The sequence below is a fragment of the Endozoicomonas sp. 8E genome (genome assembly GCF_032883915.1).
GTDB lineage: Bacteria > Pseudomonadota > Gammaproteobacteria > Pseudomonadales > Endozoicomonadaceae > Endozoicomonas_A.
In genome coordinates, this window is record NZ_CP120717.1 from 5,907,164 (window position 1) to 5,931,103 (window position 23,940).

Consider the following 23,940-nt stretch of genomic DNA (forward strand, 5'->3'; position numbering starts at 1 on the left):
CCAGAAGGAAAGGATAGAATTATTAAATGTTCACTTTTTGCAGCACTGCTGTTGCTGTCGCTGTCCTTCATTTGCCAGGCCAAGCCATTGGTAAGACGTTTTATTGTCGAGCTTGAACAGAATGCTGATTTTCCTGACCAGCACTTTTCTATAAAACGTGACTGGAGTACATTGTCGGGCAACCCGTCAGACATTGTCGACAAAAACGACTATGCAGAGCCGGGTTTGCCATCGCATAACAAACGACATAAACCTGACAGTTATGGAGTGAAAACCACCTTCATTGAATCGATTTCGTGGCAATGGCTCTACACCACGAACCTACTGATTGCTTATGAACTGATCCTGACCACCAAAGACAGCTCTCTCTGCCAAAACGCTTTTTCATGTCTGTCTTTAGAAGCAGTTATCACTGTCAGCTGGCTTTTAAAAAGCTATTGGAACCCCAATTCGCCGCTGTTTAACCTGATTGAACAAAAAAAGGCAATGCAAGAACACCCCTTTGCGATCACCACTATGATGGCTGGCTCTGAACATGACCCACAACAAACCACACCATCAGAATCGTCCGGCCAGTCAGTCCCACAGGCCATCACCTTCCCTAAAGGCTATTTCACTCAACTTCTTTATTCTGACTCTGCCGATGGTAACGAAAACCCTCAACAACACTCACATACTTTGGGTCTGAATTGTTTCCTCCACCCCTGTAATGACGTTTGCCAATTCCGACAATCTTTGGATTCATCTCCTGGCGAAGTGCTGGATTGTGAAAAAAGTTCAGCAGACCACACAGGAGCAACACCAGAACAGAGCTCATGCTCTCATTTGGCAAGTACACACTGTTATCGTTGCAACTCTAAAGACGGGCTTGCCTTAGCCTCAGAGGATACAGTGGTAGACCATTCAACTGGCACTGCCGGACAAACAGCCTGCAAATTGATAGTGCTCGGGAAGAATGGACGACAGCAACCATGCGGGAAGGTCTGCAAGAATGAAAAAGTACTTTCATCTCACAAAAGCCAATACCATACCGGACAAAGAACCTGTGTCATGACAGTCGTCAGGGATAATGGCCAACAGCTGCTATGCAGGAAGGTCTTCAAGACTGCTCAAGCCCTGTCGGTTCACAAAAGAAAAATACACTCCGGGCAACAAACCTGTAATGAGACCGTGGCCGGGAAAGATGGCCAGCTGCGCCCATGTGGGAAGGTCTACAAGTGTGCTCGAGCCCTGTCGGATCACAAATCCAAATATCACACAGGGCAAAAAACCTGTGTGGTAACAATAGTCAGGGAGGATGGCCAGCCACAGCCGTGTGGGAATGTCTGCAAGAATGCTCACGCCCTGTCGGTTCACAAAAGAAAAATACACTCCGGGCAACAAATCTGTAATGAGACCGTGGTCGGGAAAGATGGCCAGCTTCGGCCATGCGGGAAGGTCTGCACGTGTGCTGAAGCCCTGTCGGGACACAAAGCCAAATACCACACGGGGCAAAAAACCTGTGTCGTGACAGTAGTCACGGAGGATGGTCAGCCACAGCCATGCGGGAAGGTCTGCAGGAATGCTCACGCCCTGACGATTCACAAAAGAACAATCCACTCCGGGCAACAAACCTGTAGCCTGACCGTGGCCGGGAAGGATGGCCAGCTGCGGCTATGTGGAAAAGTCTACAAGAGTGCTCAAAGACTGTCGGATCACAAAGCCAAATACCACACCGGGCTAAAAACTTGTCTAATGACAAAAGCCTGCGAGGATGGCCAAAAGCGACCATGCGGGAAGGTCTGCGAGACTGCCCAAGCCCTGTTGGATCACAAAAGAAAAGCGCACACCGGGCAACAAACCTGTAACGTGCCCGTGGTCGGGGAGGATAGCCTGCTGCGGCCGTGCGGGAGGGTCTACAATAATGCCCAAAATCTGTCGGATCACAAAAGAGTAGCCCACACCGGGCAAAAGATCTGTGACGTGATCCTGATCGGAGATGATGGCCAGCGGCAGACATGCGGCAGGGTCTTCAGTAATGCTAAATATCTGTCTTCTCACAAAACCAAATACCACTCCAGGCAAAAAACCTGTAACCTGCCCGTGATCGGGGATGATGGCCTGCAGCGACTTTGTGGGAAGGCATGCAAAAATGCCATAGAGCTGACGAATCACAAAAGAACACATCGAAAACGCAAGCCTGTCGATGTGAATTGAGACGATGATCTAAATCCTTGACAGGACACTCGCCCTTTCACGAGTAAGATACAAAAACACACCTATTTTCTTGATCTATCCTTCCTCTCTGTATACCGGAAGGCAGAGATAGAATTATTAAACACTCTCTCTTTGCAGCACTGCTGTTGCTGTCGTTGTCGGTCATTTGCCAGGCCAGGCCATTGGTAAAACGTTTCATTGTTGAGCTTGAACAGAATGCTGATTTTCCTGACCAGCACTTTTCTATAAAACGTGACTTGAGTACACTGTCGTACATCCTGTCAGACATTGTCGAAAAAAACGACTATACAGAGCCGGTTTTTCCATCGCATATCAAACGACACAAACCTGACAGTTACGGAGTAAAAACCACCCTCATTGACTCAATTTCGTGGCAATGGCTTTACACCACGAACCTACTGATTGCTTATGAACTAATCCTGACCACCAAAGGCAACTCTCTATGCCCAACCCTTTATTCATGGCTGCCTTTAGAAGCGGTTATCACTGTCAGTTGGCTTTTAAAAAGCTATTGGAACCCTGGTTCACCGCTGTTTAACCCGTTTGAACAAAAAAAGAAGATTCAAGATCACCCGTTTGCGATCACCACTATGATGGCTGGCTCTGAACAAACTCCACAACAAGCACCTCCATCAGAATCCTCCGGCCAGCCAGTCCAACAAGCCATCACTTTCCCCAAAGGCTATTTTACTCAACTTCTTTATTCTGACTCTGCCGACGGTGACGAAAACCCTCAACAACACTCACATACTTTGGGTCTGAATTGTTTCGTCCATCCCTGTAATGACGTTTGCCAATTCCGACAATCTTCGGATTCATCCGATAACGGAGCGTTGGCAACACACGGACAAAGTTCATGCCCCTGTTTGACCAATGCACACTGTTATTGTTCTACAAATGGAGCCCCCTCGGACGGGTTCGCTTCAGACTCAATAGTTACAGGGGCCGCAGATAACCCCCCTCCTGCCAGGCAGACAATCTGTAACGTGATCATGATCGGAGATGATGGCCAGCTGCAGCAATGCGGGAGGGTTTTCAAGAATGAAAAAAGTATGTCATGTCACAAAAGCTTAAACCATCGTGGGCAAAAAACCTGTGTCGTAAAAGTATTCAGTGAGGATGGCCAACAGCGGCCATGCGGGACGGTCTGCAAGACTGCACAAGCCCTGTCGGATCACAAAAGAAAAGTTCACACCGGACAACAAACCTGCAATGTGACCGTGATCAGGGAGGATGGCCAGGAGCGGCCATGCGGGAAACTCTGCAAGAGTGCTCAGTCTCTCTCGCTTCATAAATCCAGACACCACTACGGGCAAAAAACCTGCGACGTAATCCTGGTCGGAGAGGATGGCCAGCAGCGACCTTGCGGAACGGTCTGCAAGAATGTCGACACTCTACGGTATCACAAAAATAACATTCACATCGGGCAACAAACCTGTGACGTTATGATGGTCGTGGAGGATGGCGAGCGACAGCCATGCGGAAAGGTTTTCAAGAATGCCTATACCCTGTCAGCTCACAAAAAAAGAAAGCACAGCGAGCAAAAAGCCTGTGATGTGATCGTGACCGATGAGGATGGTCAGGAGCGACCGTGCAGGAAGGTCTGCAAGAGTGTCAGCGTTCTACAGGAGCACAAAAGACGCACTCACATCGGGCAACAAACCTGTGACGTTATGATGGTCGGGGAGGATGGCGAGCGACGGCCATGCGAAAAGGTTTTCAAGAATGCCTATACCCTGTCAGCTCACAAAAAAAGAAAGCACAGCGAGCAAAAAGCCTGTGATGTGATCGTGACCGATGAGGATGGTCAGGAGCGGCCGTGCAGGAAAGTCTGCAAGAGTGTCAGCCTTCTACAGGAGCACAAAAGACGCACTCACATCGGACAACAAACCTGTGACGTTATGATGGTCGGGGAGGATGGTGAGCGACGGCCATGCGAAAAGGTTTGCAAGAATGCCTATACCCTGTCAGCTCACAAAAAAAGAAAACACAGCGAGCAAAAAGCCTGTGATGTGATCGTGACCGATGAGGATGGTCAGGAGCGGCCCATGCGGGATTCTCTGCAAGAATTATAAAACTTTGCCGGTCCACAAAAGAAGCTTCCACTCCCGGGAACAAAACTGTGACGTGACCGTGGTCGGGGAGAATGGCCAAACTCGGCCATGCGGTAGGGTCTGCAAGAATATTTCAGCCCTGTCGGACCATAAAAGAAGGGACAACTCCGAGCATAAAACCTGTAACCTGCCCGTGATCGGGGATGATGGCCTGCAGCGACTTTGTGGGAAGGTTTGCAAAAGTGCCTTAGACCTGTCGAATCAAAAAAGAATACATCGGAAACGCAAGCCTGTTGATGTGAATTGAGGCAGTGACCTTAATCCTTAAGCAGACACTCACCCTTCTCCGAGCAATATACAAAAACACACTTATTTTCTTGATCTATCCTTCCTCTCTGTATACAGGAAGGCAGAGATAGAATTATTAAACACTCTCTCTTTGCAGCACTGCTGTTGCTGTCGTTGTCCGTCATTTGCCAGGCCAAGCCATTGACAAGACGTTTTATTGTCGAGCTTGAGCAGAATGCTGATTTTCCTAAACAGCACTTTTCTATAAAAAATGACTTGCGTATATCGTCGGGCCCCCTGTCAGACATTGTCGACTTACTCGGCTGTGCAGAGCCCGGTTTGCCATCGCATAACAAACGACATAAACCTGACAGTTACGCAGTGAAAACCACCTTCATTGACTCGATTTCGTGGCAATGGCTCTACACCACGAACCTACTGATTACTTATGAACTGATCCTGACCACCAAATGCACCTCTCTACGCCCAACCCTTTATTCATGGCAGCCTTTGGAAGCGGTTATCACTGTCAGTTGGCTTTTAAAAAGCTATTGGAATCCCAGTTCACCGCTGTTTAGCCCGTTTGGACAAAAAAAGAAGATTCAAGATCACCCGTTTGCGATCACCATTATGATGGCTGGCTCTGAACAAGCTCCAAAACAAGCACCACCATCAGAATCGTCCGGCCAGCCAAGCCCACAGGCCACCACCTTCCCCAAAGGCTATTTTACTCAACTTCTTTATTCTGACTCTGCCGACGGTGGCGAAAACCCTCAACAACACTCACATACTTTGGGTCTGAATTGTTTCGTCCATCCCTGTAATGACGTTTGCCAATTCCGACAATCTTCGGATTCATCCGGTAGTGGAACGCTGGCAACACCCGGACAAAGTTCATGCCCCTGTTTGACCAATACACACTGTTGTTGTTCTACAAATGGAGCCCCCTCGGACGGGTTCGCCTCAGACTCAATAGTTACAGGGGCCGCAGATAAAACGCCTCCTGCCAGGCAGACGACCTGTAACGTGATCATGATCGGAGATGATGGCCAGCTGCAGCAATGCGGAAGAGTTTTCAAGAATGAAAAAAGTATGTCATGTCACAAAAGCTTATACCATAGCGGAAAAAAAACCTGTGTCATAAAAGTAGTCAGGGAGAATGGCCAACAGCGAACATGCGGGAAGGTCTGCAAAAGTGCACAAGCCCTGTCGGATCACAAAAGAAAAGTACACACCGGAGAACAAACCTGCAACGTGACCGTGATCGGGGAGGATGGCCAGGAGCGGCCATGCGGGAAGACCAGCAAGAATGCTCAGGCCTTGTTGTCTCATAAAGGAAGATACCACTGCGGGCAAAAAACCTGTGACAAGATTGTGAGCGGGGAGGATGACCGGCAACGGCCATGCGGAAAGGTCTTTAAAAATGCTTTAGCCCTGTTTAATCACAAAAACAGGGACCACACCGGACAAATAACCTGTGACGAGATCGTGATCGGGAAAGATGGCCAGCAACGACTATGCGGAAAGCTCTTCAAGAACCTTCAAGCTCTGACAAATCACAAAAGAACCCATACCGGGCAAAAAACCTGCGTGGTGACAGTGATCGGGAAAAATGGTCAGCGGCGGCCATGCGGAAGGGTCTACAAGAATGAAAAAGCACTTTCATCTCACAAAAGCCAATACCATACCGGACAAAAAACCTGTGTCAAAACAGTAGTCAGGAAGGATGGCCAGAAGCACCCATGCGGAACGGTCTGCAAGAATGCTATGGCCCTGACGCTTCACAAAAGAATACGCCACTCCGGACAACAAACCTGTAAACTGACCGTGACCGGAAAAGATGGCCAGCTGTGGCCATGCAGGAAGGTCTGCAAGAATGCTCACGCCCTGACGTTTCACAAAAGAACACTCCACTGTGTGCAACTAGCCTGTGACATGACCTTGACCGGGAAGGATGGCCAGCTGCAGCCATGTGGAAAGGTCTACAAGAGTGAGCAAGCCCTAGAGAATCACAAAAAAAAAGTTCACACCGGGCAAGGAGCCTGCAAAGTGACCGTGATCGGGGAGGATGGCATTGAACAACCATGCGGTTCGGTCTGCATGAGTGCTCAAGCCCTTCTGGATCACATAAGCAAAGTCCATAGTGGACTAAAAATCTGTGACGTGATCGAGGCAGGAGAAGGTGGCCAGCAGGTATGCGGCAGGGTATTCAGTTATGCTAAATCTCTGTCATCTCACAAAACCAAATGCCACTCCGGACAAAAAACCTGTATCCAGGTCATAGTCGGGAAGGATGGCCAGCGACGACCATGCGGTAAGGTGTGCAAGAATATTTCAACCCTGGCGGACCATAAAAGAAGAGACCACTCCGGGCAAAAAACCTGTAACCTGCCCGCAGTCGGGAAAGATGGCCAGCAGCGACTTTGCGGGAAGGTCTGCAAAAGTGCCTTAGACCTGTCGAATCACAAAAGAATACATCGAAAACGCAAGCCTGTTGATGTGAATTGAGACAATGATCTTGATTCCTGAACGGACACTCACCCTTTCATGAGGAAAATACAAAAACACACTTATTTTCTTGATCTATCCTTCCTCCCTGTATTCCGGAAGGCAAGGATAGAATTATTAAACGCTCACTCTGTTCTGTACTGCTGTTGCTGTGGGCATCTGTCATTTGCCAGGCCAAGCCATTGACAAGACGTTTTATTGTCGAACTTGAACAAAATGCTGATTTTTCTAACCTGAACTTTTCTATAAAACATGACTGCCGTACATTGTCGGGCAGCCCATCAGAAATTGTCTACAAACACAGCTATTCAGAGCCCAGTTTACCATCAGATAACAAACGACATAAACCTTACAGTTATGGCGTGAAAACCACCTCAATTGAGTCGATTACGTGGCAATGGCTGTACACTACGAATCTGCTGATTGCTTGTGAACTGACCCTGATCACCAAAAGCCCCCCTCCGCGCTCAATCTCTTATTCATGGCCGCCTGTAGAAGCGTTTATCACTGTCAGTTGGCTTCTAAAGAGCTATTGGAACCCCGATTCACCACTGTTTTATCCGATTGAACAAAAAAAGGCGACTCTAAATCAACCACTTGCCATCATCACTATGATGGCTGGCTCTGAAGATATCTCACAACAAGCCCCACCATCAGAATCGTCCGGCCAACCATTCCCGCGGGCTATCACCATCCCTTCAGGCTATTTCACTCAGTTCCCCTATTCAGACTCTGGCGACGGTAACGAAAACCCTCAACAACACCCACATACCCTGGGTCTAAATTGTTTCGTCTATCCCTGTCATGGCATTTGTAGATACGGGTTATCATCCACTGGCAGAGAACTCAGAGAATCGCCGCTGAATTCCCTGGAACATTCGGCAGGCCACTCAGGGCCAGTTAGTTACGATGTGCCAGACTCCGGACAACTGCCTCTCAGCACTGATGATCTGGTTGCAATCAATGGGTTACTCAATCTGCATGGTTTGGGCCTTCACAAAGCAACCGGAATTTCCTGTGCGCTCCCCCCTGTCACTCCCCCAACAGGGACTTCTGAAACAGGGCAAACATCAGGATCAGCCCAATGCGGCCAGAGCCTGCCTCGTCTTTCCCCTACAGGCGCAACAGACAACAGTGGGCAACGAGCCTGTGACCCAACCCTGGTCGGGGCAGATGACCAGCAACGAGCGTGCGGGAAGGTCTGCAAAGATAAAACAGCGCTGATCTCTCACAAAAGAAGCTACCACACCGGGCAAAAAAACTGTGACGAGACCTTGGTCGGTGAAGATGGCCTGCAGCGGTCATGCGGAAAGGTCTGCAAAACGGCTAAAGCCCTTACGGAACACAAAAGCAAATACCACAGCGGACGAAAAATCTGTGAAGTTAAAGTGGTCGGGGAGGATGGCCAGCAGATACCTTGCGGGAAGATCTTCGTCTGTGCTCAATATCTGTACACTCATAAAAGCAGCATCCACGCCAGGCAAAAAAGCTGTGACTTGAAGGTGCTCGGGGAGGATGGCCAGCTGCGGCAATGCGGGAATGTCTGCAAGAATGGTCTAGTCTTGGCGAATCACAAAAGAAAAGCACACTCCGGGCAAAAAACCTGTGACATCTTTTTGGTCTCAGAGGACGGCCAGCAGCGACCATGTGGGAAGACCTGCAAGAATTCTCAAATCCTGTCAAATCACAAAAGGAAAGACCACACAGGCCAACAAATCTGTAGCGCGACAGTGGTCGGGAAGGACGGTCAGCCGCAACCATGCAGAAAGGTCTGCCTGAATACTAAAGCCTTGTCAGATCACAAAAGCAGATACCACAGCGGACAACGAACCTGTGACTTGCTCCTGATCGGGGAGGATGGCCAACAACAGCTATGCGGGCAGGCCTGTATGAATGCTCAAGCCCTGTCGGATCACAAAAAGAAGCATCGAAAGCGTAAGCCAGTGGATGTGGACCAAGACAATGACCTCGTTCTCAAGAAGAAAAAGTGAATATCTAGCGATCTGGTACTCGCTTGTGCAACACACACTTATTTTCTTGATCTATCCTTGCTCTCTGAAAACCAGAAGGCAAGAACAAAATTATTAAACACTCACTCTTTGCAGCACTAATGCTGTTGTTGTCGTTGTCTGTCATTTGCCAGGCTTGGCCAATGACTGGATGGTTTATTGTCGAGCATGGACAGAATGCTGATTTTCCTAATCAGAACTTTTCTATACAGCATGACCAACGTACATTGTCGGGCAACCCGTCAGATATCGACGACAAAAACGTTTACGCAAGGTCCGATTTGCCATCAGATAAAAAACGACATAACCCTTTTAATTACGAGGTGAATACGATCCTCATTGAGTCAATTTCGTGGCAATGGCTTTACGCCACGAATTTTCTGATCGCTTATGAACGGACCCAGACCACCAGAGACACCTCTCCAAGCTCAAAACTTTATTCAAGGCCACTTCTAGAAGCGGTTGTCGCTGTCGGCTGGCTTTTAAACAGCTATTGGAATCCCGACTCACCGTTATTTAACCCAATTGAACGACGGTCGGCATTTATGTTGACACAAGAGGATCACCCGTTTGCGCCCATCGCTGTGATGTTTGGCTCCGGATATGACCAGCAACGCCAACAGCCAACAGCATCTTCCGACCGGCAAGCCTCAAAGGCCAGCCTTCGTTCTGGAGGCTCTTTCAGCAGTCCTGTGAATACCGACTATGGCGACAGTGACGATAAAGGAGGCCCTGAAAAACACTTACATACCCTGGATTTTCATTGTTTCATCTATCCCTGTCATGGCGTTTGTCGATTCCGGCCATTGTCTGATAGCAGAGGAACTGCTGAATGGGCACTGGATTTCCAGAATAGCTTATCTATGGACGGAGCTGCCAATACAAATGACGCTGCTGAGTCACTCGATGATGATATGGCAAGGTTCTGGAACTTGTCATCCACCTCGAGGGATTTTGAGGTTATTAATGGGGTGTTCGATCCACAGTGCCTTCTCGAAGATCGCAAGCTTTTTATTCCGCCTAATCATTCAGAAACACAACCAACAACCACTGAATCATCCCAATTGGATCAGAGCCAACATCATCTTTCCGAGACAGGCACAGTACAAGCCACAGCCCATATCGGGCAGAAAGTCTGTGACGCAATAATAATCGGAAAAGATGGCCAGCAGCGGCTATGCGGGAAAATTTGCAAGAATGCTCGTGCCCGGTCATCTCACAAAAGCAAACTACACACTGGGCAAAAAACCTGTCAAGTGACCGTGATCACAGAAGATGGCCAGCCGCGACCGTGCGGGATAATCTGCAAGAATAATCAGAGCCTTATGAATCACAAAAGAAGTAGGCACAGCGAACAACAAAACTGTAAGTTGACGGTAGTCGGGAAGGATGGCAAGCAGCAGCCATGCGGTAGGCTCTTCAAAAGTGCCAGAGCTATGTCGGATCACAAAACAAGATTCCACGGCGGACAAAAAACATGCAACGTGATCATGATTGGGGAGGATGGCCAGCAGCGTCCATGCGGAAAAGTCTGCATCAATGTTAATACCCTGCGGCATCACAAAGGCAAATACCACGGCAGGCAACGAACCTGTGACATGACTGTGATTGGGGATGATGGCCAACCGCGCCCATGCGGAGCAGTCTGCAAGAGTGCTCAAGCTCTGTCTGAGCACAAAAGAATACATCGAAAACGCAAACCTGTTGTGGTTCAGAACGATGATTTACATTCTCAAGAAGGTAAAGTTAAGAAGTAACAATCTGATATTCGCTCGTGCAAAAACACACATATTCTCTTGATCTATCCTTCCTCTCTGTAGACCTGAAGGCAGGGATAGAATTATTAAACACTCACGCTTTTCAGCACTGCTGTTACTATTATTGTCTTTGTCTGCCATCTGCCAGGCCAAATCGTTGACAAGGCGTTTTATTGTCGAGTTTGTAGAGGATGCTGCGTTTACCGGGCAGAGCCTTTTTACAAAGCCTGAGCATCATACATTGTCGGGTAACTCGTCAGACATTGCCGACAAAAACGGTAATATTGAGCCCTGTTTCTCATCAGATAAAAAACGACAGAAAACTTGCAGTTACGGGGTTAAAACGCCCCTTATTGAATCGATTTCATGGCAATGGCTTTATGCCACAAATCTGCTGGTTGTTTTTGAACTGATCCTGACCACCAAAGATGCCCCTCCGGGTTTCAACCTTTATTCATCATTACCTCTGGAAGCGGTTATAGCTGTCGGATGGCTTTTAAACAACTATTGGAACCCTTGGTCATCCTTGTTCAACCCGTGTGAACAACAGGAGGCGAGTCAAAATCACCTGTTTTCGATCATCACTATGACGCCTGGTTCTGAACACAATCCATCACAATATCAGACATCACAATATCAACCTTCACAAGCATCCGGCCAACAGGCTCCAAAAGCCCCCCCCTATCCTGAAGGGTCTTTTACCAGCCCCTCGCATTCTGGCTTCGGTGACGATAACGAGGACCCCCAACCACATCGACATACATTGGGTTTAAATTGTTTCGTGAATCCCTGTAATGGCGTTTGTCGATTCCGGCCATCATTCGATAATGCACATTCATTAAGTGCAGGAGCCGCCTGTACTTTACAAACCCGGCAACTCACGATGCCTGGGCATTTGCCTGTCACTACCGATGATTTGCTCATAATCAATGGGTTAATCAATCTGGGTAGTCATGGTCTTGCCGAAAAAAAACCGTTTTCCGTTTCACTTACTCATTGCATTCCCCCAGCAGGAGCTTCGGAAGCACAACAAACAACGGCATCAACCCAATGGAATCAAAACCTGATTCATCCTCCCCGGGCAGCCCTGGCAACACCTGATAAGATTATATTTACCACGTCAGACCATAAAGACTCTCAGACGGACGCCATTGAATGGGCAGAGGCTTCGTCTTCGGGCTGTCTTCCCTATACAGGCGCTAACCATTGCCGACAAGCCCTTTTGGATCAAAAAAGAAGATACCACTCCGGGCAACAAACCTGTGTCGACAAAGTGCTTGGGGACAATGGTCGGCAACGACTATGTGGAAGAGTCTGCAACAGTATCAAAGCCCTGTCAGATCACAAAAGAAGACACCACACCGGGCCTCGAACCTGTGGCGAGACAGTGCTCGGCGAGGATAGCCAACCGCAACTATGTGGAAGGGTCTGCAACAGCATCAAAGCCCTGTCAGATCACAAAAGAAGACATCACACCGGACAACAAACCTGTGGCGAGACAGTGCTCGGGAAGGATGGCCAACCGCAACTATGTGGAAAGGTCTGCAACAATATCAAAGCCCTCTCAGATCACAAAAGAAGACACCACTGCGAACAAAAAACCTGCGGCGAGACGGTGCTCGGGGAGGATGGCCAACCTTGTCAATGCGGGAAGGTCTTCAAAAGTAGTCAAATCCTGGCGGACCACAAAAGAAGAATACACTCCAGACAACAAACCTGTCTTGCCCCTGGTCGGGGAGGATGGACTGCAGAGGCCATGCGAGACAATCTGCAAAAATGTTGCTGCTCTGTCGACTCACAAAAGCAGTGTCCACAGCGGACAAAAAACCTCTGACCTGAAGATGGTCGGGAAGGATGGTCGACAGCGGCTGTACAGGAAAATCTGCAAGAATGCTCAAGCTCTGAGGGATCACAGAAGAACACATCGAAAGCACAACCCTGTTGATGAGAGCCGGGACGATGACTTCAGCCCTTGAACAGAGACCTGCCCTTTCATGAGAAAGACACGAGAACACGCCTATTTCCTTGATCTATCCTTCCTGTCTGTACACAAGAAGGGCAGGGACAGAATTATTAAACACTCAATCTTTGCAGCACTGCTATTACTGTCATTGTCTTTCATCTGTCAGGCCAAATCGTTGACAAGACATTTTATTATCGAGCTTGAACAGAATACAGATTTTCCAAACCAGAACTTCTCTATAAAGACTGACCGGCAAACACTGTCGGGCAACCCGTCAGACATTGCCGACACATACTGCTATGCAGAACCTGTTTTGCCATCAGATGACAAACGACACAGACTTGACAGTTACGGGATGAAAACGCCCCTCATTGAGTCGACTTCGTGGCAATGGCTCTTCGCCACGAACCTGTTGGCTGCTTACGAAATGATCCTGACTATCAAAGACGCTCCTCTGTACCCCACTCTTTATTCATGGCTACCTGCAGGAGCGGTTGTCGCTGATGCCTGGCTTTTAAAAAGCTATTGGAACTCTGACTCACTGCTGTTTAACCCAATTAAACAAAAAGAGGCGAGTCAAAATCACAGACTTGCGATCATCACTATGATGCCCGGTTCTGAATACAATCCATCACAATATCAGTCATCACAATATCAGCGATCACAATCATCCGGCCAACAAACCACAGAAGCCACCAGCCAGCTCACAGGAGCTTATAATAACCCCCTGCATTCTGGCTCTGGCGACGGTAACGAAGACTCTCAACCACATCGACATACTTTGGGGTTAAATTGTTTCGTCAATCCCTGTCATGGCATTTGTCGATTCCGACACTCATCCGATAGCAGAGAGTCCGCTGAATGGCCGCTAAAGCCCGAAGAAAGCTTACCTATGGACGAGGTCGCCTATACAACTGACATTGCCGGGTCATTCAGAAATGATTTGACTCACCCGGGGAGCATGCTTTGGAGCATGAGTGATTTTGAGGACATTAATGCACTGTTCGATCCACAATGTCTTCTCGAAGAAGAAGATATTTTCGTTAAGCTTAACCATTCAGAAACACAACCAACAACCATTGAATCATTCCGACTTGATATGAGCCAACATACTCTCTGCGAGACTGATCTTTACAAGACAGCCACAACACAAGTCACAACCAACAGCGAGCAAAAGGTCTGTGACACAATAGTAATCAGAGAAGATGGTCAGCCGCGGCCCTGCGGGGCAGTCTGCAAGAATAGTTATGTCCTCTCGAACCACCGTAGAAGAATCCACAGTGGTCAAAAAGTCTGTCACGTCACTGTGATCGGCGAAGATGGTCAGCAGCAGCCATGCGGGACAGTCTGCAAGAATGCTCAAGCCCTGACGGATCACAAAAGAAAAAAGCATACCGGGCAACAAACCTGCCAATTAACTGTGGTCGGGGAAAATGGTCGACAGCAGCCATGCGGGAGGGTCTGCAGCAGTGCCAGAGCGCTATCGGATCACAAAAGAAATTCCCACACCGGAAAAAAAACCTGCGACTTTACAGTCTTTAGGGAGGATGGCCAGCCGGAACTATGCGGAAAGGTCTGCAAGAATGCCAGTATGCTGTCGGACCACAAAAGAAGAAGACACAGCGGACAACAAACCTGCGCCGTGACCGTAGTTGGAGAAGATGGTCAACAGCGGCCATGCGGGAGGGTCTTCAAGAATCTTTCGGTTCTGAGCAATCACAAAAGGGGCCTCCACTCCGGTCCAAAAACCTGTGCAGATAACGTGATCGGAGAGGATGGTCAGCCGCAGCCTTGCGGGAAAGGCTGCAAGAGTCTTCAAGCCCTGGCATCTCATAGAAGCAGATACCACAACAGCCAACATACCTGTACTGCAACCCTGGTCGGCGAAGATGATCAACTGCGACCATGCGGATTGGTCTTTAGCAGTGTCAGAACCCTGTCGAACCACAAAAAAAAAGTTCACAGCGGGCAAAAAACCTGTGGCGTAGCCGAAATCGGAAACAATGGCCAGCACCGGTCATGCAGTAAGACCTTCAATAATGCTCGAGCCCTGACGAACCACAGAAGAAAAATCCACAGCGGACAAAAAACCTGTCGCGTGAAAGTAGTCGGAGAGGATGGCCAGCAACGGCCATGCGGGAAAACCTGCAGGAGTGCTCAAGACCTTTCGGATCACAAAAGAAGAAACCACACCGGGCAACAAACCTGCGACCTGACCGTGGTCGGGGAGGATGGTCAGCAATGGCTATGCGGAAAGGTCTGCAACAATGCCATAGCCCTGGTCAGTCACAGAAGAATAAGCCACAGCGGAAAACAAACCTGTGACGTGACCGTGGTTGGGGAGGATGGTCAACAGCGGCGATGCGGGACAACCTGCAAGAGTGCTGCACTTCTTTCGAATCACAAAAGCAATCTCCACAGCGGGCAAAAAACCTGTGACGTAACCGTGATCGGGGAGGATGGTCAGCAGCGACAATGCGGAAGAATCTGCAAGCATGCCAGAGCCCTTTACGGTCACAAAAGAACACATCGAAAACGCAAGGCTGTCGATATTGAACCGGACGATGATGTCACTCCTTGAACGGACCCCCGCCCTTTCATGAGCAAAACACAAAAACACACTTATTTTCTTGATCTATCCTTCCTCTCTTTAAACCAGAAGGCAGGGATAGAATTATTAAACACTCACTCTTGGCAGCACTGTTGCTGTCGTTGTCTGTCATTTCTCAGGCCAAAACGTTGACAAGACACTTTATTGTCAAGCTTGAACAGAATGCAGATTTTCCAAACCTGAACTTTTTTATAAGGCCAGACTGGCCTGCATCGTCGAGCAAAGCCTCAGACATTGCCGACACAAACGGCTACCCGGTACACGATTTGCCATCGGATAACAAACGACATAGGACTGACAGTTACGAGGTAAAAACGCCCCTCATTGATTCGATTTCGTGGCAATGGTTTTATACGACGACTCTTATGGTTGCTTGCGAACTGATTCTGACTACGAAAGACTTCCTTCCAGTCTCCAAGCGTTATTCATCATTACCTCCAGAAGCAGTTATAGCTTTCGGTTGGCTTTTAAAAAGCTATTGGAACCGCGTTTCAACGCTGTTTAAGCCGATTGAGCAACAAAAGACGGGTCAGAGTCACCCATTTGCGATCATCACTATGATACCCGCTTCTGAACATCCCTCTCCCCAATATCAGTCATTACAACCATCCAGACAGCCAGCGCAGGAAGCCAGCATACAACGAACAGGCTCTTTCACCAGCCCGTTGCGCTCCGACTCTGGCGAAGGTAACGAAGATCCTCAACCACATCGACATACTTTGGATTTAAATTGTTTCGTCTATCCCTGTCATGGTATTTGTCGACTCCGACCATCATCCGATAATGCTCATTCGTTTAGTGCTGGGGCCGCCCACACTGACCCTCGCCAACCACTTAATGATGATGTAATAAGGCATGAGCATTTACCTGTTGACGATTTGATTATAATCAACGGGCTACTCAATCTGGGTAATCATAAACTTGTCGAAAAAACCGGGATTTCCTCTACGCTTCCCTGTCTCCCCTCCCCGACAGCACCCGGTAAGGCTATATCCACGACATCAAACGATTACACTTCTCAAACGGGCACACTTGAATGGGCAGAGGCTAGCCATTCCCAACAAGCCGGGTCGAAGCAAAAGGGAAAAAACCACACCGGGTATCAAACCTGTTTAGAGACAGTGGTTGGCAGAGAGGGCCTTCAGCAGCCATGCGGGAAGTCCTGCAAAACTGCCAAAAGCCTGTCGTCTCACAAAAGCAGATACCACAGCGGGCAAAAAACCTGTTACGTGCCCATAAGCGGGAAAGATTGTCAGCAATGGCCATGCGGGAAGGTCTGCAAAAATGCTCAAAACCTGATAGATCACAAAAGAAGAGAACACACCGGACAACAAACCTGTACCATAACCGTGGTCGGGGAATATGGCCAGCAATGGCCATGCGGGAGGATCTGCAAGAATGCTCAAACCCTGATGGATCACAAAAGAAGACACCACACCGAGCAAAAAACCTGTGACATGACCGTGGTCGGGGAAGGTGGCCTGCAGCGTCGATGCGGGAGGCTCTGCAAGAATTCCAAAGATCTGTCGGATCACAAAAGAAGATACCACACCGGGCAACAAGTCTGTTTCGAGAAAGTGCCCGCAGAGAATGGCCAGCTGCGGCCATGCGGGATGGTCTACAAGAATGCACAATCTCTAGCCACCCACAGAAGCCAATACCACACCGGGCAACAAACCTGTCGCGCAACCGTGGTCGCGGAAGATGGCCAGTCATGGCCATGCGCAAGGGTCTTCAAGAATGCTCAAGCCCTGGCGCATCATAAATATAGAGAGCATAGCGGGCAAAAAGCCTGTGTCGTGAAGGTGGAAGGGAAAGATGGTCAGCAGCGAATATGCGGGAAGGTTTGCAAGAATGCAGGTGCCTTGCAGGATCACAAAAGCAGATATCACAGCGGACAAAAAATCTGTGATGTGACCGTGGTCGGGGTGGATGGTCAGCAGCGGCCATGCGAGAGGGTCTGCAAGAGTTCTAAAGACCTGGCATATCACAAAAAAAGACTACATCGAAAACGCAAGCCTGTTGACGTGGATCAGGACAATAGCCCCTGATCTGACCTATACCCTCTCGAGGCTGCCGCAAAAGTGCTGCGCTTCACTGATAGTGCGTTTAAAAAGTGGCCCAAAATGCTCGTTTACTTGCTCTAAGCTGCGCTTTTTCACTATTTTTCACCCTATCTCGGCTTTGCTCACTACTTTTGTGACAGTTTCTCTCATGAGGTGATCTATCCTTCCTCACTGTAAACCAGAACGCAAAGATAGAATTATTAAAGACTATCTCTTTACAGCGCTCCTATTGCTGTTACTTTCGTTCCCTATCACCTGTCAAGCCAAGCCGTTGACAAGACGTTTTATTGTTGAACATGAACAAAATGCAGATTTTACAAACCAGAACTTTTCTATAAAGTCCGGCCAGCATAGATTGTCAGTCAGACCGACAGCCACTGCCCACACACACAGCCATACTGAACCCAATTTGCCATCGCATAACAAACGACACAGAACTGACACTTATGGTCTGAAAACATCCCTCATTGAGTCAATTTCGTGGCAATGGCTTTATGCGACAAATCTACTGGTTACTCACGAAGTGATCCTCACCACCAGAGACATGCCACTAAGCTCAAGCCATTATTCATGGCTGCCTTTTGAAGTGGTTATTGCTGTTGGTTGGCTTTTAAAAAACTATTGGAACCCGGATTCACTGCTGTTTAACCCGACAGAACAACAAGATGTGAGTCAAAATCATCCCTTTGCTATCACCGCCATGATGACTGCCTCTGAACATAACCCACCACAATATCAGCCAACAGAATCAAACGGCCAGCAAGCTCCAGGAGCCAACAGCCAACTTACAGGCTCTTTCATCAACCCCGTGCATTCTGACTCTGGCGACGGTAAAGAAGACCCTCAAGCACATCGACATACTTTGGATTTAAATTGTTTCGTCTATCCGTGTCACGGCATTTGTCGATTCCGATCATCATCCGATAATGCACATTCAATAAGTGCAGAGGCCACCTGTACTGATTCTGCCCAGCAACTGAATGATGATGTGGCAATGCCTGGGCATTCGCCTGTCAAGTCTGACGATTTGGTCATAATCAATTGGCTAATCAATCTGGGTAATCATGGCCTTGTTGAAGCACCCGGTAAGGTTATATTAACGAGATCAAATCCTAAAACCTCTAAAACGGGCGCAGTTAAATGCTCAGGGGCTTCACCTACGGGCTATCTTGCTTTTGATGGGGCTTCCCATTGCGGAAAAACCAGGTTGAATCAAAAAAGAGAAGACCGCGCCGGGCAAATAACCTGTGTCGAGACATTGCTACTGGAGGATGGCCAGCAACGATTATGTTGGAAGGTCTGCAAGAATGCTCAGACTCTCGCGGATCACAAAAGCAAAAACCACACCGGGCAACAAACCTGTGACGTGTCTGTGGTCAGCAAGGATAATAAGCAGCGGACATGCGGATTGATCTGCAAGAGTGTTCAAAACCTGTTATATCACAAAAGGAGAGACCACACCGGACAACAAACTTGTGATATGACCGTGATCGCGGAGGATGGCCAGCTGCGGCCATGCGGGATGGTTTTGAAGAATGCTCCACTTCTATCAGCTCACAAAAACGGATATCACACGAGGCAAAGAATCTGTGGCGAAACAGTGGTTTTGGAGGATAGCGAGCAGCGGCCATGCGGGAAGCTCTGCAAGAATACTATAGCCCTGACGGAACACAAAAGAAGAGAACACAGTGGACAAAAAACTTGTTATATAACCGTGGTTGGGAAGGATGGTCAACAACGTCAATGCGGGAAAATCTGCAAAAGTGCTGCCGCTCTGTCGACTCACAAAAGCAGTATCCATAGCGGGCAAAAAACCTGTTACGAGACTCTGAACGGGAAAGATGGCCAGCAGCGGCCATGTGGGAAAGTCTTTAGTAATGCCGGAGCCCTTTATGAACACAAAAGAGTTCATCGAAAACGCAAGCCTGTTAATTTGGACCAGAACGATGATATCTGCCCTTGAACTGACACCCGCCCTTTCATGAGGTGATCTATCCTTCCTCTCTGTACACCAGAAGGCAAGGATAGAATTATTAAACCCTCATTCTCTGCAACATTGTTATTGCTGTTATTGTCGTTGACTGCCATCAGCCAGGCAAAATCGTTGACAAAACGTTTTATTGTCGAGCTTAAACAGAGTGCGGATTTTACAAACCAGAACTTTTCTATGGCGTCTGACCGGCACACATTGTCGGACGAACCGTCAGACATTGCCGATACAAACGACTACGCAAAACCTGATTTGCCATCGAATGACAAACAACACAGACCTGACAGTTCTGGGTTGAAAGCCACTCTCATTGAGTCGATTTCATGGCAATGGCTATACGCCACGAATCTGCTGGTTACTCACGAACTGATCCTGACCATCAACGAGGCTCCCCTACACTCTAATGCGTATTCATGGCTAGCTGCTGAAGCGGTTATTGTTATCTGGATTTTAAAAAACTTCTGGAACCCCGACTCACCGTTTTTTAACCCAAAGGGACAACAAGAGGCGAGTCAAAACCACCCGATTGCAATCATCACCAAGAAGCCAGGCTCTGAAAACAACCCGGTCCAATATCGGACATCACAACCATCCGGCCAGCAAGCGCCAGCAGCCTCCACCCAGGGTAAAGATGCTTTCACCAGTCTGCTACATTCCAGCTCTGGTGACGGTAACGGAGACCCTCAAGCACATCGACATACTTTGGGTTTAAATTGTTTTATCTACCCCTGTCATGGCATTTGTCGATTCGGACCATCGTCCGATAATGCGTATCCAATAAGAACAGGAGGCACCTATGCTAGCCTTGCCCAGCCACCCAACCATAGTGTGACAATACCCGGGCACTTGCCTGTCAGCAGTGACGATGTGGTCATAATCAATGGGTTACTCAATCTGGATAATCATGGCCTTGTCGAAAAAACCTGGATTTCCTGTACGCTTCCCCATTTCACACCTCCAACAGGAACCTTAAAAACACAACAAACAATAGAGTTATTCCAATGGGGGCAAAGCCCAACTCATCTTTCCCGGACAGCTGCTGTACCATCCCCGACAGCGTCCGGTAAGGTCATATTCACGACACCAAACCATAGAGCCTCACAAACGCGCACTCTTGAATCGACAGGGGCTACCTATAACCGACAAGTCAGGTTGAAACACAAAAGAAGCAATCTGGACGGGCAACAAGCCTGTAATGCGATCATGTTCGGGGAAGGCGGCCTTAAGCAACCATGCGGGAAGTCCTACAAGAGTCCCGGGGACTTGTCAGTTCACAAAAGCAAAGTCCACACCGGGAAAAAAACCTGTCACACGAGCGTAATCAGGAAGGATGGCCAGCAGCGGCCCTGTGGAACCGTCTGCAAGAATGCTCAATCTCTGGCGCATCATAAGAGCAAAGAACACACAGGGCAACAAATCTGTAATGCGATCGTAGTCGGGAAAGGTGGCCTGCAGCAACCATGCGGGAAGACCTGCAAGAGTGCCAGAAACCTGTCGATTCACAAAAGCAAATACCACACCGGGCAAAAAACCTGTTACCTGAGCGTAATCGGGAAGGATGGCCAACAGCAGCCATGTGGAGCCGTCTGCAAGAATGCTCAGGCCCTGTCCCATCATAAGAGCAAAGACCACAGCGGACAACAAACTTGTGAAGTGACTGTGATCAGCGAGGATGGCCAGCCGCGACCATGCGGAGTGGTCTGCAAGAGTACTCAAAGTCTGATTTATCACAGACGAAGAGACCACAGCGGACAACAAACCTGTGATGTGACCGTGATTGGGGAGGATGACCAGCTGCGACCGTGCGGGATGGTCTTCAAGAATGCTCCAAATCTGGCGGCTCACAGAAGCAGATTTCACACAGGGCAAAAAATCTGTGACATAACATTGGTCTCAGAGGATGGCACTCAGCGGCCATGCGGGACGGCCTGCCAAAGTGCCAGAGCTCTGATAAATCACAAAAGAAGAAGCCACAGTGTACAAAGAGCCTGCTACATGACCGTGGTCAGGAAGGATGGTCAGCAGCTGAGATGCGGGAAAATCTGCAAAAATGCTGCAGCTTTGTCGACTCACAAAAGCAGTGTCCACAGCGGGCAAAAAACTTGTTACGTGACCGTGGTCGGGGAAGATGGCCAGCAGCGGCCATGTGGCAAGGTCTGTAGTAATGCTGGAGTCCTGTATGATCACAGAAGAAAACATCTAAAACGCAAACCTGTCGATGTGGGAACAAAACGATAAACTCAGTCTCTGAAATAATACCCGCCCTTAGATGTGATGATCTATTCTTCCTCTGCGTAAACCGGAAAGCAAGTATAGAATTATTAAACATTACCTCTTTATAGCATTGCTGTTACTGTCGTTGTCTGTCACCTGTCAGGCAAAAACGTTGACACGACTTTTTATTGTCGAGTTTGAGCAGAATGCAGACTTTCCAAACCAGAACGTTTCTGTAAAGCCTGGCCAGCTTAGATTGTCGGGAAAACCATCAAACATTGCCAACAAAAACGGCTACGCAGAACCTCGTTTCCCATCGGATAAAAAACGACACAGACCTTACAGTTACGGGGTAAAAACGATCCCCATTGAATCAATTTCGTGGCAATGGCTTTATGCCACGAATCTGCTGATTGCATACGAACTGATACTGACTACCAAAGATGACCTTCTATACCCAAGCCCATACTTATGGCTACCTATAGAAGCGGTTGTCGCCGCAGTCTGGCTTTTAAAAAGCTATTGGAATCCGAATTCACCGTTGTTTAACACGATTGAACAACAGGCGGCATCTATATTCACACAGGAGGATTACCCTTTTGCGACCATCACCATGATGTTTGGCTCCGGACATGACCAGCAACAATACCTGCCATCAGCATCTTCTGACCGGCAGGCCCCACAGGCCACCATCCATTCTGGAGGCTCTTTCAGTAGTCCTATGAATACTGACCATGATGATGGTAAGGGAGGCTCTCAAAAACACTCACATACCCTGGATTTAGATTGTTTCATCTATCCCTGTCGTGGCGTTTGCCGATTCCGGCCATTATCTGATGGCACAGAGCCTGCTGCACCGGCAATGTATTTCCAGAAGCGCTCATCTATGGCCGAAGCCGCCAATACAAATGATGCTACCGAGTCACTCAATGATGATATGGCAAGCTTCTGGAACTTGTCATCCATCATGAGTGATTTTGAGGACATTAATTGGAAGTTCGATCCAGAGTGTCTTCTCGAAGATGATGAGGTTTTCATTCCGCTTAATTATTCAGAAACACAACCAAAAACCACTGGATCATCCCAATTGGATCAAAGCAAATCTCTTCTCTACAAGACAGCCACAGCAGAAGCTCCAGCTCACAGAAGGGATAAATACTGTGATGCAACAATCACGGGGGAGGACGGCCGGCCTCAGCAGTGCCGGACGATTTGTAAGAATGCTCTTACCCTGTCGGATCACAAAAAAAGAAAACACAGCGGACAACAAACCTGTAGCGCGATCTTAACCGGAGAGGGTGGTCAACAGCGGCCATGCGGGAAGATCTGCAAGGATCTTTCAGCCCTGAGCTGCCACAAAAGAAGCGTCCACACCGAACCCAAGTCCTGTGACGAGTCAATACTCGGGGAGGATGGTCAACCGCGTTCATGCGGAAAATTATGCAAGAATCTTCAAGCCCTGGCATCTCACAGAAGCAGATACCACAAAGGGCAACGAGCCTGTAACACGATCATGATCGGCGAGAATGGCCAACCGCGATCATGTGGAGTGTTCTGCAGCAATGTTTACACCCTGTCGCATCACAAAAAAAAATATCACACCGAGCCACAAACCTGTGATATGACCGTGATCGGGGAAGCTGGTCAGAAGCGACCATGCGGAAAGACCTGCAAGAGTGCTGAAGCCCTGATGGATCACAAAAGAATCATCCACAGTGGTCGAAAAACCTGTAATGTCACTGTGGCCGGGAAAGATGACCAGTCGAAGCCATGCGGGAAGGTCTGCAAGAATATTGAAGCCCTGTCGTATCACAAACGAAGATACCATACCGGGACACAAACCTGTATCGAGCCTGTGGTTAGAAAAGATGACCAGTCGAAGCCATGCGGGAAGGTCTGCAAGAATACTGAAGCCCTGTCGTATCACAAACGAAGATACCATACCGGGCCACAAACCTGTATCGAGCCTGTGGTTAGAAAAGATGGCCAGCCGCAGCCATGCAGGAAGGTCTGCAATAATGTTATAGCCCTGTCCTATCACAAAAAAAGAGAGCACACCGGGCCACAAACCTGTTTCGAGTCTGTCATCGAGGAGGATGGCCAGACGCGGCGATGCGGGGCAGTCTGCGAGAATGCTAAAGCCCTGTCGAATCACAAAAAAAGACATCGAAAACGCAAACCTGTTAATGTAGGCTGGAATGATAACCTCAGTCCTTGAATGAATACCCACGCTTTCATGAGTTGATCTATCCTTCCTCTCTGT

The 23,940-nt window shown here is 48.5% G+C and carries 13 protein-coding genes; all 13 read left to right on the plus strand.

From position 1 onward, the window contains the following. Nucleotides 1-51 precede the first annotated feature (51 nt). Complete coding sequence (locus tag P6910_RS20710; protein WP_317143151.1) at nucleotides 52-2,196, plus strand: hypothetical protein; 2,145 nt, start codon at nucleotides 52-54, stop codon at nucleotides 2,194-2,196. A 155-nt stretch (nucleotides 2,197-2,351) separates the two neighbouring features. After that, nucleotides 2,352-4,292, plus strand: a complete 1,941-nt coding sequence (locus P6910_RS20715; protein WP_317143152.1) for a hypothetical protein — start codon at nucleotides 2,352-2,354, stop codon at nucleotides 4,290-4,292. Next, the gene (locus P6910_RS20720; RefSeq protein WP_317143153.1) at nucleotides 4,249-4,578 is read left to right on the plus strand and encodes a hypothetical protein; all 330 of its coding nucleotides are present in this window, start codon (nucleotides 4,249-4,251) and stop codon (nucleotides 4,576-4,578) included. Before P6910_RS20715 ends, P6910_RS20720 begins: the two co-directional genes overlap by 44 nt. A 155-nt stretch (nucleotides 4,579-4,733) precedes the next feature. Beyond that, nucleotides 4,734-7,067, plus strand: coding sequence for a C2H2-type zinc finger protein (locus tag P6910_RS20725; RefSeq protein WP_317143154.1), 2,334 nt, complete (start codon nucleotides 4,734-4,736; stop codon nucleotides 7,065-7,067). A 182-nt stretch (nucleotides 7,068-7,249) separates the two neighbouring features. Continuing rightward, nucleotides 7,250-9,058: a hypothetical protein gene (locus tag P6910_RS20730; protein WP_317143155.1), complete on the plus strand. Its 1,809-nt coding sequence runs from the start codon at nucleotides 7,250-7,252 to the stop codon at nucleotides 9,056-9,058. A gap of 161 nt (nucleotides 9,059-9,219) precedes the next feature. Then, nucleotides 9,220-10,833 (plus strand): hypothetical protein, encoded by a 1,614-nt coding sequence (locus P6910_RS20735; RefSeq protein WP_317143156.1) that lies wholly within the window; start codon nucleotides 9,220-9,222, stop codon nucleotides 10,831-10,833. A 157-nt stretch (nucleotides 10,834-10,990) separates the two neighbouring features. Then, complete coding sequence (locus tag P6910_RS20740) at nucleotides 10,991-12,667, plus strand: hypothetical protein (RefSeq protein ID WP_317143157.1); 1,677 nt, start codon at nucleotides 10,991-10,993, stop codon at nucleotides 12,665-12,667. Nucleotides 12,668-12,674: 7 nt separating this feature from the next. Further along, nucleotides 12,675-12,809, plus strand: a complete 135-nt coding sequence (locus tag P6910_RS20745) for a hypothetical protein (protein ID WP_317143158.1) — start codon at nucleotides 12,675-12,677, stop codon at nucleotides 12,807-12,809. 18 nt (nucleotides 12,810-12,827) lie between these two features. After that, nucleotides 12,828-15,377, plus strand: coding sequence for a hypothetical protein (locus tag P6910_RS20750; RefSeq protein ID WP_317143159.1), 2,550 nt, complete (start codon nucleotides 12,828-12,830; stop codon nucleotides 15,375-15,377). A gap of 110 nt (nucleotides 15,378-15,487) precedes the next feature. Beyond that, on the plus strand, nucleotides 15,488-17,458 hold the full coding sequence (locus P6910_RS20755; protein WP_317143160.1) for a hypothetical protein: 1,971 nt from the start codon (nucleotides 15,488-15,490) through the stop codon (nucleotides 17,456-17,458). A 286-nt stretch (nucleotides 17,459-17,744) separates the two neighbouring features. Continuing rightward, a complete protein-coding gene (locus P6910_RS20760) occupies nucleotides 17,745-19,436 on the plus strand; it encodes a hypothetical protein (RefSeq protein WP_317143161.1) in 1,692 nt (563 codons plus the stop codon). 141 nt (nucleotides 19,437-19,577) lie between these two features. Continuing rightward, the gene (locus P6910_RS20765) at nucleotides 19,578-21,701 is read left to right on the plus strand and encodes a hypothetical protein (protein ID WP_317143162.1); all 2,124 of its coding nucleotides are present in this window, start codon (nucleotides 19,578-19,580) and stop codon (nucleotides 21,699-21,701) included. Between the two features lie 121 nt (nucleotides 21,702-21,822). Then, nucleotides 21,823-23,895, plus strand: a complete 2,073-nt coding sequence (locus P6910_RS20770; RefSeq protein ID WP_317143163.1) for a hypothetical protein — start codon at nucleotides 21,823-21,825, stop codon at nucleotides 23,893-23,895. Nucleotides 23,896-23,940: the final 45 nt, after the last annotated feature.